Source organism: Qipengyuania gaetbuli (genome assembly GCF_020171365.1).
GTDB classification, from domain to species: Bacteria; Pseudomonadota; Alphaproteobacteria; order Sphingomonadales; family Sphingomonadaceae; genus Qipengyuania; species Qipengyuania gaetbuli_B.
Map to the genome: position 1 here is coordinate 1103982 of NZ_JAIUZO010000002.1, position 16018 is coordinate 1119999.

The 16018-nt window shown below is 66.2% G+C and carries 9 protein-coding genes; 3 read left to right on the plus strand and 6 right to left on the minus strand.

The features are described 5' to 3' along the window. Nucleotides 1–9: 9 nt before the first annotated feature. Nucleotides 10–1437: a M20/M25/M40 family metallo-hydrolase gene (locus LCL94_RS06000; RefSeq protein WP_224832671.1), complete on the minus strand. Its 1428-nt coding sequence runs from the start codon at nt 1435–1437 to the stop codon at nt 10–12. A gap of 104 nt (nt 1438–1541) precedes the next feature. Between LCL94_RS06000 and gyrB the strand changes: the two genes are divergently transcribed. Then, nucleotides 1542–4070: a DNA topoisomerase (ATP-hydrolyzing) subunit B gene (gene gyrB, locus LCL94_RS06005; RefSeq protein WP_224831417.1), complete on the plus strand. Its 2529-nt coding sequence runs from the start codon at nt 1542–1544 to the stop codon at nt 4068–4070. A 19-nt stretch (nt 4071–4089) separates the two neighbouring features. Beyond that, nucleotides 4090–5160, plus strand: coding sequence for an AI-2E family transporter (locus LCL94_RS06010; RefSeq protein ID WP_224831418.1), 1071 nt, complete (start codon nt 4090–4092; stop codon nt 5158–5160). On the opposite strand, the gene LCL94_RS06015 is transcribed toward LCL94_RS06010, so the two are convergent. The 4 genes from LCL94_RS06015 to mtnP form a co-directional block, all read right to left on the minus strand. Next, complete coding sequence (locus LCL94_RS06015) at nt 5157–5684, minus strand: hypothetical protein (RefSeq protein ID WP_224831419.1); 528 nt, start codon at nt 5682–5684, stop codon at nt 5157–5159. The genes LCL94_RS06010 and LCL94_RS06015 overlap by 4 nt on opposite strands. Nucleotides 5685–5733: 49 nt before the next feature. Beyond that, on the minus strand, nt 5734–8871 hold the full coding sequence (gene putA / locus LCL94_RS06020; protein ID WP_224831420.1) for a bifunctional proline dehydrogenase/L-glutamate gamma-semialdehyde dehydrogenase PutA: 3138 nt from the start codon (nt 8869–8871) through the stop codon (nt 5734–5736). A gap of 85 nt (nt 8872–8956) precedes the next feature. Further along, the gene (gene glpD, locus LCL94_RS06025; protein ID WP_224831421.1) at nt 8957–10441 is read right to left on the minus strand and encodes a glycerol-3-phosphate dehydrogenase; all 1485 of its coding nucleotides are present in this window, start codon (nt 10439–10441) and stop codon (nt 8957–8959) included. Continuing rightward, nucleotides 10438–11310 (minus strand): S-methyl-5'-thioadenosine phosphorylase, encoded by an 873-nt coding sequence (gene mtnP / locus LCL94_RS06030; RefSeq protein ID WP_160608442.1) that lies wholly within the window; start codon nt 11308–11310, stop codon nt 10438–10440. Before mtnP ends, glpD begins: the two co-directional genes overlap by 4 nt. A gap of 246 nt (nt 11311–11556) precedes the next feature. On the opposite strand from mtnP, the gene LCL94_RS06035 reads away from it, so the two are divergent. Continuing rightward, nucleotides 11557–14331, plus strand: a complete 2775-nt coding sequence (locus LCL94_RS06035; RefSeq protein WP_224831422.1) for a phosphoenolpyruvate carboxylase — start codon at nt 11557–11559, stop codon at nt 14329–14331. A 3-nt stretch (nt 14332–14334) separates the two neighbouring features. Here LCL94_RS06035 and LCL94_RS06040 read toward each other — a convergent pair whose 3' ends face one another. Beyond that, complete coding sequence (locus LCL94_RS06040) at nt 14335–15930, minus strand: hypothetical protein (RefSeq protein ID WP_224831423.1); 1596 nt, start codon at nt 15928–15930, stop codon at nt 14335–14337. Nucleotides 15931–16018: the final 88 nt, after the last annotated feature.

Here is a 16018-nt window from a genome sequence, read left to right on the forward strand (position 1 = left end):
CGATGCCGGTCAGTCCGGATTCGCCAGCGCCTTGACGAGGTCGAAGAGGAAATCGCGACCCACATAAAGCGAGCGGGCGCTGATGCGCTCGTTCAGCCCGTGAACCCCGTTTCCGTCCGGATCACCCCATCCACCGGGCACGCCGTAGCTCGGGATGCCGGTCGCGGTCAGGAAGGTGGAATCGGTGTAGCCGTTGGACATGACCGGCACGAGCGGGACGCCCGGGAAATACCGTTCGACCAGTTCGCGCGAAGGTCCGAGGATGCGCTCGTCCATCGGCGGCTGCGGCGGGGCGGGGCGACGCGGTTCGAGAATGGTGATCTTCAGCCCCTCCTCGCCAGCGATCCGCGCCAGTTCCTCGCCCACCGCCTCGATCGTGTTGCCGGGGAAGATGCGGCAGTTGACGTTCGCCTGCGCCCTTTGCGCCAGCGCGTTGCGGGCGTGGCCTGCGTCCAGCATGGTCGCAACGCAGGTCGTGCGCAGGTTAGAATGGAGGAAGGGATCGGCATTGACCACGGCCTCCGCCTCGGCATTCGTCGGGTCGTTGGCCAGTGCCACCATGGCATCGCCGATCGCATCGCCGCGTCCGGCGCCTGCGAGGCGGAAATAGGTCCGGTTCGTCTCGTTGAATTCGAGCGGGAAACGGTGCGCGCCGATCCTCACCAGCGCATGGGCCAGCTGGGTGATGGCATTGTCCGGCCGCGGGACCGAGCTGTGGCCGCCCGGATTGGTGAATTCGAGCACGTAGTTGGCGAAGATTTTCTCGCCCACCTGGATGGTCTGCTCGACGACATTGCCGTTCTCGTCCGCCGTGCCGCCGCCGCCTTCATTGATGGCGAATTCGGCGTCGATCAGTTCGCGCCGGTTGTTCACCAGCCATTCCACGCCGTTGAAGGCGCCGTTCGTCTCCTCGCCGCAGGTCAGCGCGATCTTGACCGCGCGCTGCGGCTTGTAGCCCGATTTCTGGAAGCGGATCAGCGTGTCGACCAGCGTGGCGGCCATCGCCTTGTCGTCGGACACGCCGCGTGCGTAGAGGTAGCCGTCCTCCTCGAACAGGGTGAAGGGATCGCGCTGCCAATCCTCGCGCTTGGCTTCGACCACGTCGATATGGGCGATGGCGAGCAGCGGCTTGAGCGTATCGGACGTGCCCGGATAAACTGCCACCAACCCGCCTTCGCGCGGCGCCTCGGCCGTAGCGAACAGGGTCAGCCGGTCTTCGGGAAAGCCTGCCTTGCGCAGGCGGTCGGCCATCCGCTCCGCCGCCAGCGTGCAGCTGCCGTTGCTGAGCGAGGTGTCGGTTTCAACCAGCTCTTCGAACAGGTCGCGGAATTCCTTCTGGTCGGGCCGCAGCCCGCCTGCATCCTGCGCCGCTGCGGGCATGGGCGCCGCCAGTGCCGCAAGACCCGCGCCTACCCCTGCAAGGACCATCCCGCGCATCGTCATTCTCCCCCTGTTTCGGCCCGCATCCTAGCGCAATTGCCTGTGGAAGAAAGACAGGGCCGCACCTTTCGATTCTTGCCCCTCGCGCCTATATAATCGGCATGGAAAACGACACCCCGGCAACCCCCGAAAAGAAGCGCCAGAACGGCGAATACGGCGCGGATTCGATCAAGGTCCTCAAGGGCCTCGACGCCGTGCGCAAACGCCCCGGCATGTACATCGGCGACACCGATGACGGATCGGGCCTGCACCACATGGTTTTCGAGGTGTCGGACAACGCCATCGACGAAGCTCTGGCGGGCCACTGCGACCTCGTCCTGATCGAACTCAACCCCGATGGCTCCGTCAGCGTGGAAGACAACGGCCGCGGTATCCCGGTCGACATGCACAAGGAAGAAGGCGTCTCGGCGGCAGAGGTCATCATGACCCAGCTGCACGCGGGCGGTAAGTTCGAAAACACGTCGGACGACAATGCCTACAAGGTGTCGGGCGGCCTCCACGGCGTGGGCGTCTCGGTCGTCAACGCGCTGTCGGAATGGCTCGAACTGACCATCTGGCGCGACGGCAAGGAGCACTGGATGCGCTTCGAACACGGCGATGCCGTGGAAAGCCTGCGCATCGTGGGCGATGCTCCGCCGGTGGATTCGAACGGAGACGACAACGGCCTCAAGAAGGGTACGCGCGTCACCTTCAAGGCCTCGGAAGAGACCTTCAAGAACGTCATCGAGTTCGATTTCGACAAGCTGGAACACCGCTACCGCGAACTCGCCTTCCTCAATTCGGGCGTACGCATCCTGCTGCGCGACAAGCGCCACGAGGAAGTGCAGCAGCACGACCTGTTCTACGAAGGCGGCATCGCGGCCTTCGTCAAATGGCTCGATCGCAACAAGCAGGCGCTGGTGTCCGACCCGATCGCGGTGAGCGCGGAAAAGGACGGCATCGGCATCGACGTGGCTCTCGAATGGAACGACAGCTATTACGAGAACGTCCTGTGCTTCACCAACAACATCCCGCAGCGTGACGGCGGCACCCACCTTGCTGCGTTCCGCGCGGCGCTGACCCGCACGCTGAACAATTACGCCACCTCCTCGGGCCTCATGAAGAAGGAAAAGGTGAGCCTGTCGGGCGAGGACATGCGCGAAGGCCTGACCGCCATCGTGTCGGTGAAGCTGCCCGATCCCAAGTTCTCCAGCCAGACCAAGGACAAGCTGGTTTCCTCCGAAGTGCGCCAGCCGCTCGAAAGCCTGATGGGCGAGAAAATGGGCGAATGGCTGGAGGAAAACCCGAACGAGGCGAAGGCCATCGTCCAGAAGGTCATCGACGCCGCCGCCGCCCGCGAAGCAGCGCGCCGCGCCCGCGAGATGAGCCGCAAGGGCGCGATGAGCGTCGCCTCGCTGCCGGGCAAGCTCGCCGACTGCCAGGACCGCAATCCCGAGAACTGCGAACTCTTCCTGGTCGAGGGTGATTCTGCAGGCGGCAGCGCCAAGCAGGGCCGCGACCGCAAGACGCAGGCGATCCTGCCGCTGAAGGGCAAGATCCTGAACGTCGAACGCGCGCGCTTCGACCGGATCATCTCGTCCAAGGAAGTGGGCACGCTGATCCAGGCGATGGGCACGGGCCTGCGCGACGAGTTCAACCTCGAAAAGCTGCGCTACCACAAGATCGTCATCATGACCGACGCAGACGTCGACGGCGCGCATATCCGCACGCTGCTGCTGACCTTCTTCCACCGCCAGATGCCGGAAATCGTGAAGGCCGGGCACCTCTTCATCGCGCAGCCGCCGCTCTACAAGGTGACGCGCGGCAAGAGCGAGGTCTACCTGAAGGACCAGGCCGCCTACGACCGCTACCTGATCGATCAGGGCCTTTCTGGCCACTATCTCGAGACGCGCGAGGGCACGATCCCTGCAACCGGCATGCACCAGCTGGTCGAACATGGCCTGCGGATGCGCAACCTGTTCGCCTTCGTGCCGCGCAAGTACAAGCCGGAACTGATCGAGGCGATGGCACTGACCGGCGCGCTCGACCCCGCCGGCAACCGCGCCGAGGCGCTGACCCGTGCGGCAGCTCACCTGCAGATGGGCGATCCGGAAGCGAAGTGGTCGGCCGAAATCGGTAGCGACGGCATCGTACGCTTCAGCCGCCTGTGGCGCGGCGTCACCGACGTGCACGAGATCGAACCGGCCTTCCTCGACAGCGCCGAGGCACGCAAGCTGCACCGCGTCGCGGGCGAGCATGCCGAAGTCTATGCCGCGCCCATCCGCCTGGTGAAGGGCGAAAGCGACGATGCGGACGCCGTCGATGCCGACAGCGGCGACGATGGCGACAATGACGCACCCGCCTTTGCCGGCAGCGATGCGATCACCCTGCCCACCCAGCTGCTCGACACGGTCATGGCCGCCGGACGCAAGGGCCAGAAGATCCAGCGCTACAAGGGCCTTGGCGAAATGAACGCCGAGCAGCTGTGGGAGACCACGCTCGATCCCGACAACCGCGCGCTGCTGCAGGTCAAGGTCGAGGATGCCGACGTGACCGACGAGATCTTCACCCGCCTGATGGGCGACGTGGTCGAACCGCGCCGCGAATTCATCCAGGCGAACGCGCTCAACGTCGCCAATCTCGACGTCTAGGCGGGTCGCAGGGGGCGGGATGGAACAGCGGGGCAAGGGTTCGATCGAGGAGGGCGGCTTCCTGCTGTTCCTCGCGCTGGTCACGCTGGCGCTGCTCGTCATCGTCCTCCCGTTCTTCCAGCCGCTGCTGTGGGCAGCGCTGGCGGCGATCATGTTCCAGCCGCTGCTACGCTGGTTCCTCGCCCGCCTGCCGGGACGTGACACGCTGGCGACGCTGCTGACGCTCGGCGTCATCTTCGTGGCGGTGATCCTGCCGACCTTCTGGATCGGCAGCGCCGTGGTGGACGAGGCCGCCGGGCTGGTCGTCGCCTTCCAGGAAGGCCGGATCGACGTCAGCATGTGGTTCGACCAGGTGTTCGCCGCCCTGCCCGCCAATATCCAGGCCTCGCTCGAAGCCTCCGGCTGGGGCAATCTCGGCGCGCTGCAGCAGCGTGCGCAGGAATTCGCGCAGGCCAGTCTCGGCCTCATCGCGCAGCAGGCGCTGGCCATCGGCGGCAGCGTGTTCGGCTTCGTGCTGGCCCTTGCCATCGGGCTCTACGTGACCTTCTTCCTGCTGCGCGACGGGCGTGCGATCGGGGAAAGCGTGCTGGGCGCGCTCCCGTTCGAACGCGGGATTGCCGACCGGCTGGCAGAGCGGTTCCTCGGCATCGTGCGCGCCACGATCAAGGGCTCTGTGGTAGTGGGCCTCGTGCAGGGCGCGCTGGGCGCAATCACCTTCTCGATCGTCGGCATCCCGTCCGTGCTGCTGCTGGGCGTGATCATGGCGATCGCTTCGCTGCTGCCTGCAGTCGGCCCGGCCATCGTCTGGGTGCCGGCCGCAATCTACCTGCTGGCGACCGGCGCGATCTGGCAGGGCATCGTCGTGATCGTGTCGGGCGTCGCGCTGATCGGCATGATCGACAATGTCCTGCGCCCGATCCTCGTGGGCCGCGACACGGGCATTCCCGACTGGCTGATCCTTGTCACCACGCTGGGCGGGATCGCACTTTTCGGGCTATCGGGCATCGTTATCGGCCCGCTGGTGGCAGGCCTGTTCCTGGCCGGCTGGGGCATATTGTCGGAACAGCGCGCACAGGCCGCGGCGGCCTAGTCGATCACCTCGGCCCGCAGCACCGGGTTCATCTTCGTGATGTGGTTGAGCCATGCCTTGGGCTTGCGCAGCATGTCTTCCGGATAGGCGACCTTCAAACCGAGGATCCGACCGATCTCGCCCACGAAATGGATGCAGTTGCGCGTGTCGAGATCGTAGAACTTGCCCGGTGCATCGCGCCATTCGGACACCAGCTTGCGTACCTTCCAGTACTGGGCGTCATCCATGGTCAGGGTGAAATGGCGATTGGTCTTGGTCAGCCATTTCTCCTTCTCGGTCATGATGATGTGTTCGACCGGCCCGCGCAGCACGGCAATCGTCGCGCGCTTGGCCGAGAAGCCGTAGTTTTCCTTGATCGCGGTGCCGTCTTCCAGGGTCCCTTCCATCGAGATGAAAGTGTGCGGATAGCGCCCCGCGATCACCGACCCGTTGAAGGAATGGAAGGTGATCTGGACCTCCGCGGCGGCGAGCGAGGACCAGGCGAGCGCGAGCAGGACGAGGAAATGCCGGAGGGTGCGAACCATGGGGGCGGTTTATGCCAGCCCGCCATGGATTCGCAATGGCTTGTCTCGCTCAGCTCGCCAGCAGGGTGGCGTTGCCGCCTGCCGCGGTCGTGTCGATGCAGACCACCCGCTCGGTCGCGAAACGGGCGACATAGTGCGGGCCGCCCGCCTTGGGGCCGGTGCCCGACAGGCCTTCCCCGCCGAAGGGCTGGCTTTCCACCACCGCGCCGATCTGGTTGCGGTTGACGTAGAAATTGCCGACCCGCGCACGCGCTTCGACAAAGGCGCGCGTATCGTCATTGCGGCTGTGGAGGCCGAGGGTGAGGCCATAGCCGGTGGCGTTGATCTCCTCGACCACGCGGCCGAGGTCCGCGGCCTTGTAGCGCACGACGTGCAGCACGGGCCCGAAGTTCTCGCGCTTCAGGTCGAGGATCGAATCCATCTCGATGATGGTCGGCGCGACATAGCAACCGGCACTCGCGCCATTGTGCAGGCGGCGGCGCCAGACCTGCCGCCCGGCCTTCTTGCGACGGGCGACATGGCGTTCGAGCGCGGCCTTGGCGTCAGGGTCGATGACCGGACCGACATCGGTCGCCAGTTCTTCCGGATCGCCCACGGTCAGCGCCTCGAACGCGCCGCGGATCATGTGCAGCATGGAATCGTAGACCTCGTCCTGGATATGCAGGACGCGCAGCGCCGAACAGCGCTGGCCCGCGCTCTGGAAGGCCGAGGCAACGACATCGCGCGTGACCTGTTCGGGCAGGGCGGTGGAATCGACGATCATCGCGTTCTGCCCGCCGGTTTCGGCAATGAAGGTTGCGATCGGCCCGTCGCGCGAGGCGAGGCTGCGGTTGATGGCCTGTGCAGTCTGGGTCGAGCCGGTGAAGGCCACGCCAGCAATCCGCGGGTCGGAAGTGATCATCTCGCCCACATCGCCAGCGCCCGGCAGGATCTGGAAGGCTTCTTCCGGAATGCCAGCCTCGTGGCACAGCCTGACGGCCAGAGCCGCGATCAGCGGGGTCTGTTCGGCAGGCTTGGCGACCACGGTGTTACCGGCAGCGAGCGCTGCTGCGGCCGGTCCGATGAAGATGGCGAGCGGGAAGTTCCATGGGCTGATCGTGGCGAACACGCCGCGCCCTGCCATGGTCAGGCGGTTTTCCTCGCCCGTCGGGCCGGGCAGCGGGATCGGGGCCGAGAACAGGCGGCGCGCCTCGACCGCGTAATAGCGCAGGAAGTCGACCGCTTCGCGCAGTTCGAGCACCGCGTCCTGCAAGGTCTTGCCGGCTTCGCGCTGGCACAGCGAGAGAAACTCCTCGGTATGCGCCTCGAACAGGTCGGCAGCCTCTTCCAGGAGCAGGGCACGCTTCTCGCCGCCCAGCGCGTTCCAGCCCGGCTGGATGTCGAGCGCACGGGTGATTGCTTCCTCGACCTCGAAGTCGAGCGAATCCCGCCTCGTGCCGACTTCGGCGGTCAGGTCGTGCGGCTTGTTGATCGGGGCAACCTCGCCCTCGGCACCCGACACGAAGGTCGGCTCGGCATGCCAGTGGCGGGTGGACAGCGCATCGAGCCGGTCGAGCAGCGGCTCGCGCACGAGCGGATCCGACAGGTCGACCCCGGCCGAGTTCTTGCGGTTGGGGAAGATGTCCTTGGGCAGCGCGATGGCCGGATTGCGATAAGGCTTCAGCGCCTTGAGATCTGCGCACGGATCGGTGACGAGATCAGCCACCGGCACTTCGGCATCGGCCATGCGGTTGACGAAGCTGCTGTTCGCCCCGTTCTCCAGCAGGCGCCGCACGAGATAGGCGAGCAGGTCCTTGTGCGTGCCGGTCGGCGCATAGATGCGCACGTTGGTGCGCGCATTGCCCTCGACCTGTGCGAGCGCGTCGTAGACGTCCTCGCCCATGCCGTGGAGGCGCTGGAACTCGAACGGCTTGCTGCCTGCCAGCGCCTTGATCGCGCCCACGGTATAGGCGTTGTGCGTGGCGAAGGCGGGATAGATCACGTCGCTTGCGCCAAGCAGCGTGTCCGCGCAGGCGAGGTAGCTGACATCGGTCGCCAGCTTGCGCGTGAAGACGGGAAAATCGGTGAAGCCGCCCACGTGGCTCACCTTGATCTCGGTGTCCCAGTAGGCGCCCTTCACCAGCCGAACGAAGAACTTGCGGTCGTATTTGCGCGCGAGGCGGGCGACCCATTCGCACATCGGCACACCGCGCTTCTGGTAGGCCTGGATGGCGAGGCCGAAGCCTTCGTAGCGGCTGCCGTCGGCGCGCACGAACAGCGCATCGTCCTGCGCCAGTGCCTCGATGATATCCATCGACAGCTCCAGCCGGTCGGCTTCCTCGGCATCGATGGTGAAGTGGATGTTCGCATCGCGCGCCTTGGCGATCAGCGGGCGCAGCATGGGCACGAGGTCCGCCACCGCCTTGTCGCCGTGGAAGAAGGTGTATTTCGGATGCAGCGCCGACAGCTTCACCGAAATGCCGGGCGAGGTCCGCGGATCGCCAGTGCCTTCGCGGGCGAGCCGGTTGATCGCGCGTTCGTAGCTGGCGCGGTACCGTTCGGCATCGTCGAAAGTCATCGCGCCTTCGCCGAGCATGTCGAAGCTGTGGGTCAGGCCCTTGGCACGTTCGGGCGCGGCGCGCTTGAGCGATTCGTCGATGGTGCGGCCGTAGACGAACTGGCCGCCGAGGATGCGCATGGCCTGCAAGGTCGCCTTGCGGATGACCGGTTCACCCAGCCGCGTGACGGCGTTCTTGAGCGTGCGGCGCATGCCCTTCTGTGCTTCTTCGGGGCGTTCCAGCACCTCGCCCGTCAGCATCAGCGAGAAGGTCGCCGCATTGACGAAGGTGGAGGAACTTTCGCCAAGGTGCTCGGACCAGTCGATATCGCCGATCTTGTCGCGGATCAGCGCGTCGGCAGTGGCCGCATCGGGTACGCGCAGGAGGGCTTCGGCAAGGCACATCAGCGCCACGCCTTCTTCGGTGGCAAGGCCGTACTGCTGCAGGAATGCGTCGATCCCGCTCGCCTTGCGGCGGCGCGCGCCCTCGATCAGCTTCGCCGCCAGAGCAGCCGCCTCGCCATGCTTCTCGCTCGCCCGTCCGGCCTGGCCGAGGCGCTCTGCCACACAGGCATTTTCTTCCGCGCGATAGGCCTCGCGCAGCGACTGGCGGGAAAGGGGGGAAAGGCGGGCAGGATCGTGCAAAGCCATGCGACTCCGTTGGGCTTGGGTGGACGTGCGCCCCTTGGACCCGCGCGCAGGCGCTTTCAAGCTTTGTGAAGTGTGCCTGCGGGTCTCAGCCGCGCGCGAACCATTCCGCTACGGCAGGGGCGCTTTCCGCAGGCAGGTGCAGGCCCAGCTTGCTGCGGCGCCACAGCACGTCTTCGGCGCTGCGGGCGTATTCGAAATCGCGCAAGTAACGCAGCTCCGCCGCGTAGAGATCGCCTCCGAAATGCTCGCCCAGTTCGCCCAGCGAAGTGGCAGACCCGAGCACGCGGTCGAGGCGCGTCCCGTAGGCGCGGGCAAGGCGCAGCAGCATTTCGGGTGGCAGCCAGGGATAGCGCTCGCTCGCGCTCCACAGATAGCGGGCGAAGTCGGTGCGCTCCATGTCGCCGCCGGGCAAGGGCGCGTCTTGCGTCCACGGGCCGGATGGCAGCGGGAGGTGCCGCCCGAGCTTGGCCAGCGCGTGTTCGGCGAGCTTGCGATAGGTGGTAATCTTGCCGCCATAGACCGACAGGATCGGCGCCCCGCCATCGGTTTCCAGCTCGAACACGTAATCGCGCGTGACGGTCGAATTGCTCTTTGAGTTGTCCTCGTAGAGCGGGCGGACACCGGCATAGGTGTGGACGATGTCTTCCTCGGTGATGCCGCTCTTGAGATACTGCGTCGCCGCCTCGCGCAGGTAGGCCTTCTCTTCCTCGCTGATTTCCACGCGGTCGAGATCGCCTTCGTAGAGCATGTCGGTCGTGCCGATCAGCGTGAAATCGCGCTCGTAGGGAATGGCGAAGACGATCCGCCCGTCGGCCTGCTGGAAGATATAGGCATGGTCGCCCGGATAGGCGCGCGGCACGATGATATGGCTGCCCTTCACCAGCCGCAGATGGGCAGGCGTCCCGCTGCCGAGGGCGCGTTTGGCAACGCGGTCGACGAAGGGGCCGGCGGCATTGACCACGGCCCGCGCCTCGACCCTGCGCTCCCCGTTTTCGTCCGCGAGCGTTGCCACCCAGTGGTCGGCCCGCCTGTCGAGCGCGGTGCATTCGGTCCGCGTCCACACCTTCGCGCCGCGTTCCTGCGCGTCCACCGCGGTCAGCACGACGAGGCGGGAATCCTCCACCCAGCAATCCGAATACTCGAACCCTGCGACCAGGTGTTCCTGCAGGATCGAGCGGTGCGGGGCCTTGCGCAAATCGATCCGGTGCGAGCCGGGCAGCGTCTTGCGCCCGCCCAGCCGGTCATAGAGGAACAGGCCGGCGCGCAGCATCCATTTGGGCCGCATGCCGGGCTCGTGCGGCAGGACGAAGCGCAGCGGCCAGATGATGTGCGGCGCATTGGCGAGCAGCACCTCGCGCTCGCGCAGGCTTTCGGCGACAAGGCGGAATTCGTAATGTTCGAGATAGCGCAGGCCGCCGTGGACCAGCTTGGTGCTGGCCGACGAGGTGTGGGAAGCGAGATCGTCCTTCTCCACCAGCGCCACCGACAGGCCGCGGCCGGCGGCATCGCGCGCGATGCCTGCGCCGTTGATCCCGCCGCCAATGACGAGGAGGTCGAAGCGCTCGCTCATCGGGCGCGGAACAGGCGGCCCGCGACTGCGTCGAGCTTGGCCATCAATTCCTTGTCGTGGTGGGCGGGTGCGGTGATCACCGCATCGTCGAGCGTGCGGTCGATGGGCGAGGGATTGCGCTTTTTCGGCAGGCCCTTGCAGAACGCGACAAGCGCCTTCTTCGCCAGTTCGGAATTCTTCTGCATCTGGGCAACGATTTCCGCCACGTCGACGGTCGCCTCGTTATCGCGCCAGCTGTCCCAGTCGGTCACCATGGCGAGCAGGGCATAGGGCAGCTCCGCCTCGCGGGCGAGCTTGGCCTCGGGCATGCCGGTCATGCCGATCACTTCCGCGCCCCAGTGGCGGTAGAGCTTGCTTTCCGCGCGGGTCGAAAACTGCGGGCCTTCCATGGCGAGATAGGTCGCGCCCTGCGTCACATCGCCACCGGCCTTCTCGACCGCCTTGGCAATGTGCTTCGACAGGCGCGGGCAAACCGGGTCGCCGAAGGGCACATGGGCGACGAAGCCGTTGTCGAAGAAGGTCGACGGGCGGCCCTTGGTATTGTCGATGAACTGGTCGACCGTGACGAAGCGGCCCGGCGGCAGGTCTTCCGCCAGCGATCCCACTGCGCTGATAGCGAGGAGATCGGTGCAGCCCGCACGCTTCAGTGCATCGATGTTGGCGCGCGCCTCGATCTTCGAGGGGATGATCGGGTGACCGCGCCCGTGCCGCGGCAGGAAGCGCACCCGCACATGGCCGATCGTGCCGCACAGGATCTGGTCGGACGGCTCGCCCCAGGGCGAGTTCACCTCGATCCACTGCGCATCCTCGAGCTCGTCGATTGCATAAAGACCCGATCCGCCGATGATGCCGATGGTCCAGTCGCTCATGATAAAATCCCGTTTCCTGCCCCAGAGGCCACGCATCGCCCGCAAGCCGTGACAGGAAGGTTGGCGCTTGCGGTTAACGTGCCGGAATGGGTGGAGAATGACGCGTCAGGTGTAAAGGGCGAAGCACCCGCTTGGCACATCTGCGCGAACGCAAACCTATTCATGGCACCATTTGCGGCCTTCGCTTGACTCGGGAACCGCTTTGCCGCGCATTCGTGAGTTGGAAGACGACAGGAGAATTCGCGTTTGACCGACCTTGCCCCGCTATCCTTCGACCGGCTGGCCGACCGCCTGCGCGAATTGCACGCGCGCACGCAGGAAACGCCGCTGTTCAACCCGGTCTTCCAGCTGGCGCACGACATCTCGCGCACCCTGGAAGCGGGCGACGTTTCGCTGGAGGACGTGGCGCAGCTGGTGGGCGAACTCGAAGCGGAATCGCTGGGCGCACGGGCCGATCGGCTGCGCTGCCTGGTCACGCCTGATGCAGCGGCAAGCAGGCTCGATGGCTTTTGCAGCGACGCCGGCAGTTTCGAGGATTTCGCGGCGCACTGGGCCAATCCGCAGCTGCACGTGGTCTTTACCGCGCACCCCACCTTCCTGCTCTCGCCCGGCCAGACCCGCGCAGTCGCACAGGCAGCGAGCACAGGCGGGAAGGTCGATGCGGCCGATGGGACGCGCACCGCGATCACGCTCGACTATGAACATGGCGAAGCGATGCAGGCGCTCGCACATGCGCAGGATGCGCGCGACCGGCTCGTGTCCTCGCTGCTATCCTGCGCAGCGAAGAAGTGGCCCGACCGCTGGCGCGAGCTCGAACCGCTGCCGTTCCGCTTCGCCAGCTGGGTCGGCTACGACATGGACGGGCGCACCGACATCAAGTGGTACACCTCGATCCGCTTCCGCCTGGCCGAAAAGGCCGAGCGGCTCGGCCGCTATGCCGACAGCCTTGCCGCAATCGATGCAGGCCACGAACTGGTCGGCAAGCTGCGCGCAGCCCAGGCGCATACCGAGCGCAGCGCAGCGGATTTCGCCGGCGATCTCGGCAAGCCGGCGGACCTGTCTGCCGCCGCCAACCGCCTGACCGCAGGCGACCCCGACAAGCTGCTGAGCCTTGCGCCGCTCATCGCGCAGCTCGAGGAGGAGGCCGCAGGGGCGGATGGCGACAAGGCCGTCGCATTGAAGACGCTGGCCGCCGCGATGCGCGCAGACGGCCTCGGCATGGGCAACATCCATTTCCGCGTGAACGCCAAGCAGCTCCACAACGCCATCCGCACGCGGATCGAGAATGGCGAGGAGCTGGATATCGGCAGCCAGGGCGCGCTGGGTGCCCTGCGCGACCTGCTTGCGGAGGCAAAGCCGCTGTCCGCCAACTTCGCCTCGCTCGCGATCGAAAGTTCGACCGCCGTGCGGCAGTTCCTCGCCATGGCGCAGATTCTCAAGCATGTGGACGCCGATGCGCCGATCCGCATGCTGGTCGCCGAGTGCGAACAGCCCGCGACCGTGCTGTCGGCGCTCTATTTCGCGCGGTTGTTCGGGATCGAGGACAAGGTCGATGTCTCGCCCCTGTTCGAGACGGAAAGCGCACTGGAGCACGGCGGCCGCTTCCTCGACGCGCTGCTCGCGGAAGAGGACTACCGCGCTTACGCCAGGAAGCGCGGGCGCGTGGCGATCCAGACCGGCTTTTCCGATGCCGGGCGCTTCGTCGGGCAGATCCCTGCGAGCCTTGCAATCGAGCGCCTGCAGGGCCGCCTTGCCGAAGCCATGGCCGCGAACGGGCTGACCGATGTCGCCGCGCTGGTCTTCAACACGCATGGCGAAGGCATGGGCCGCGGCGCGCATCCCGCGAGCTTCAAGGACCGGCTCGAATGGCCGCTCAGCCCCTGGGCGCGGCGCCGCTTCGCCCGAGCAGGCATCCGCATCGAACCCGAAGCGAGCTTCCAGGGGGGCGACGGCTACCTGTTCTTCTCGACGCCGGAACTGGCGCTGGCGACCTTGTCCGAGATTGCCGAACGGGCACCTGCCACCGCCGACCTCGAAGCCCCGGCGGATGCCTTCTACCGCCGGACCGATCTCAGCCTCGATTTCTACCGCGCGATCAAGGACCACCAGCAGGAACATCTCGAAAGCCGGACCTACAGCCGCGCGATCACCGCCTTCGGCCTTGGCCTGCTCAACACGACCGGCAGCCGCGTGTCGCGCCGCCAGAGCGACATCAATGCCGATCGCGAGATGAGCCTGCGCCAGATCCGCGCCATTCCGCACAACGCGATCCTCCAGCAGCTGGGCTATCCGGTGAACATCATCGCCGGCGTCGGCAGCGCGGCGGAAAGCAATTACGAGGACATTGCCGAGCTGCTGCGCGAAAGCCCGCGCGGACGGCAGATCATGCGACTGGTGCGCGCCTCCAACGCGCTGGCCAGCATCAAGACGGTCGCCGCCTATGGCGAGCTGTTCAATTCCGCATACTGGGCCAGCCGCCCCTATCGCGGTACCGAAGACCACCTCGCCCGCGCCTGCGAGACGCTGGCGGAGTATCTCATCCAGGACGACCGCAACGGCGTCTTCCGCCGCCTTGCCTCGCGCCTGAGGGTCGATGCGCTGAAACTGCACCGCCTGTTCGACCTCGTGCCCGACGAGGAGCCGCATCCCGAACGCGAAGGCGTGCGCCGGACCATCGGCGTGCTGCAATCGCTGCGCCTGGCGCTGATGCAGCACATGTTCCTGAAAGTCGTCTCGGTTCCGGTCTTCAGCCGCGCCAACGACATCAGCCGGACCGACGTGCTGGAGATGGTCTTCACGCTGCGGGTGGACGAGGCGCTGGCCCAGCTACGCCGCGCCTATCCCACCAGCTTCCCGCAGAAGAGCGACTTCGCAATGGACGAGGGCGGGGAGTACCCGCGCGGGGCGGGCGAAGGCTACGATGCGATCCGCACGAACTACATCGACCCGATCGAACAGGCGCACGGCCTCTCGCTGCGCATCTCCACCGCCATCGCGAACCTGTTCGGCGCGCACGGCTGAGCGTCAGGCAAGGCCCCATTTCTCGAGCGCGGGGGAGATGAACACCTCCGCGTCCGCGCCGAGCAGGGCCTCGCGCGCGGCGCGATAAGCGGCAACGCCGGGTCCGTACTGCCCAGCGATTGCGCTTGCATCCATCTGCGCATCCTTGCCCCAGTGCATGGAGAAGGGGATGCCCGCCTTGCCGAGCAGGTACTGGAGGCGTTGCGCCGCCACGTGCGCATCGGTTCCGAGCGGGAAATTCTTGGGCAGGCCGTCGATATTGATGATGGCATTGTCCTCGAACCGCAGGAATCCCATCGCCGCCGGGCTCTTCTTCGCAAAGCGCACGGTGTAGACGAAGTCTTTGCTGAAGTGGCGGATGTTCTCCTGGGTCCCGGCTGCCATTTCTCGCGCGATCTTCAGCGCTTCGGGCAGGCGGTCAAGCGGCACGGCGAAAGCCGCGTTGTAGACGTCCACCCGCAGGCCGAAGAGGCGGTGCGGTTTCCATTCGGCGGTCAGCTGGGACAGCGTGCGCGGCACGTCGCGCTCGTCGCAGGCGTGTTCCTTGAAATCCTCGAACAGCATGCCCGGCACATCGATCAGGTCGCGCAGCTTGGCCTCGATCATAAAGGGCGCAAGCGGGTTCTCGCTCGCTTCCTTCAGGCCCTTGGCCGCACGCTCGCCCAGCGCCTCGAAGCCGGTGCGACTGACCGGTTCCGCATCGAGTGCGGGCTTGGCCTCGGCATCGATCCTGAGCCAGATCGTCTCGAGCACCTCGTGCCCGTCCTTGGCGAAGGGGTCGAAGGTGAGCTCGTAATAATGAGGCACGCGGCCTTCCGCGATATCCCCCATGGCTTCGGCAAAGCGCCCCTGTGCGACCAGCGCGCCCCAGTCGGCGGGCAGGCGGCGGGCGCGCTTGACGAGGCCGCAGTAGAACTCGTCCACCGCCTCGATGAGATAGGCGGAGACGAAGCCCATGCCGCCCAGATGGACCTGCGCTGCAGCGAAGTGCGCCGGATCGCCGAGGCTGGCGAACTGCGTTACCCATTCGTCGCGCAATACCGGTCGCGCAGGGTCCGCAAGCCACACTGCCTCGCCCTTGCCCGTCGAAAGCAGGACAGCGCGCACATGACCCTCGCAGCCCGTCTCGCCCAGCGTCGAGCCGTGCGATCCGGTGCCCGCCAGTCCGGCGATGCTCTGTCCCTTGTGCGAGCCTGCCGTGCGCAGCGACAGGTCGCGGCCGGGCTTGCCGAGCCAATCCATCAGGCGGAAAATCTTGGTCCCGCCGGTGACGATGACATAGCGCTGGCGCCCCTCGACCCCGTCGCGAAAAGCGCCATCGGGGACCGACCAGATACCGTGGTCCTCGTCGGTTTCGACATGGCTGGAGAAGCCGCGAAAGACCTTGCTCTGCGACCAGCCGGAACCGGTCACGCACAATTCGCGGTCGCGCTCTGCCTCGTAGGCGATGAGGTCGCCCATCACCGCGCGCCGCTGGCGCAGGGCGTCGACCAGTTCCTGCTCGCCGTCCTGGTGGATTTCCACGGTGCGGCGCATGAAGGTGGCGATCGAGCGATGCTCGTTCAGCCACGGTCCGCCGCCCTTGCGTTCGATGCGCATCGCTTGCCCCCTCCCGATGTCGGCCCTCTCCAATCGAGTTGTAACCCTGCGGCCTATTGGTAAAAACCGACCGCTCGGGCCAGCCAAG

What these genes read in the sequence shown, in the direction of transcription:
- mtnP (WP_160608442.1), bottom strand. Translation starts at nt 11,310, where the DNA reads ATGAGCGACTGGACCATCGGCATCATCGGCGGATCGGGTCTTTATGCA.
- gyrB (WP_224831417.1), top strand. Translation starts at nt 1,542, where the DNA reads ATGGAAAACGACACCCCGGCAACCCCCGAAAAGAAGCGCCAGAACGGC.
- LCL94_RS06015 (WP_224831419.1), bottom strand. Translation starts at nt 5,684, where the DNA reads ATGGTTCGCACCCTCCGGCATTTCCTCGTCCTGCTCGCGCTCGCCTGG.
- putA (WP_224831420.1), bottom strand. Translation starts at nt 8,871, where the DNA reads ATGGCTTTGCACGATCCTGCCCGCCTTTCCCCCCTTTCCCGCCAGTCG.
- glpD (WP_224831421.1), bottom strand. Translation starts at nt 10,441, where the DNA reads ATGAGCGAGCGCTTCGACCTCCTCGTCATTGGCGGCGGGATCAACGGC.
- LCL94_RS06010 (WP_224831418.1), top strand. Translation starts at nt 4,090, where the DNA reads ATGGAACAGCGGGGCAAGGGTTCGATCGAGGAGGGCGGCTTCCTGCTG.
- LCL94_RS06040 (WP_224831423.1), bottom strand. Translation starts at nt 15,930, where the DNA reads ATGCGCATCGAACGCAAGGGCGGCGGACCGTGGCTGAACGAGCATCGC.
- LCL94_RS06000 (WP_224832671.1), bottom strand. Translation starts at nt 1,437, where the DNA reads ATGCGCGGGATGGTCCTTGCAGGGGTAGGCGCGGGTCTTGCGGCACTG.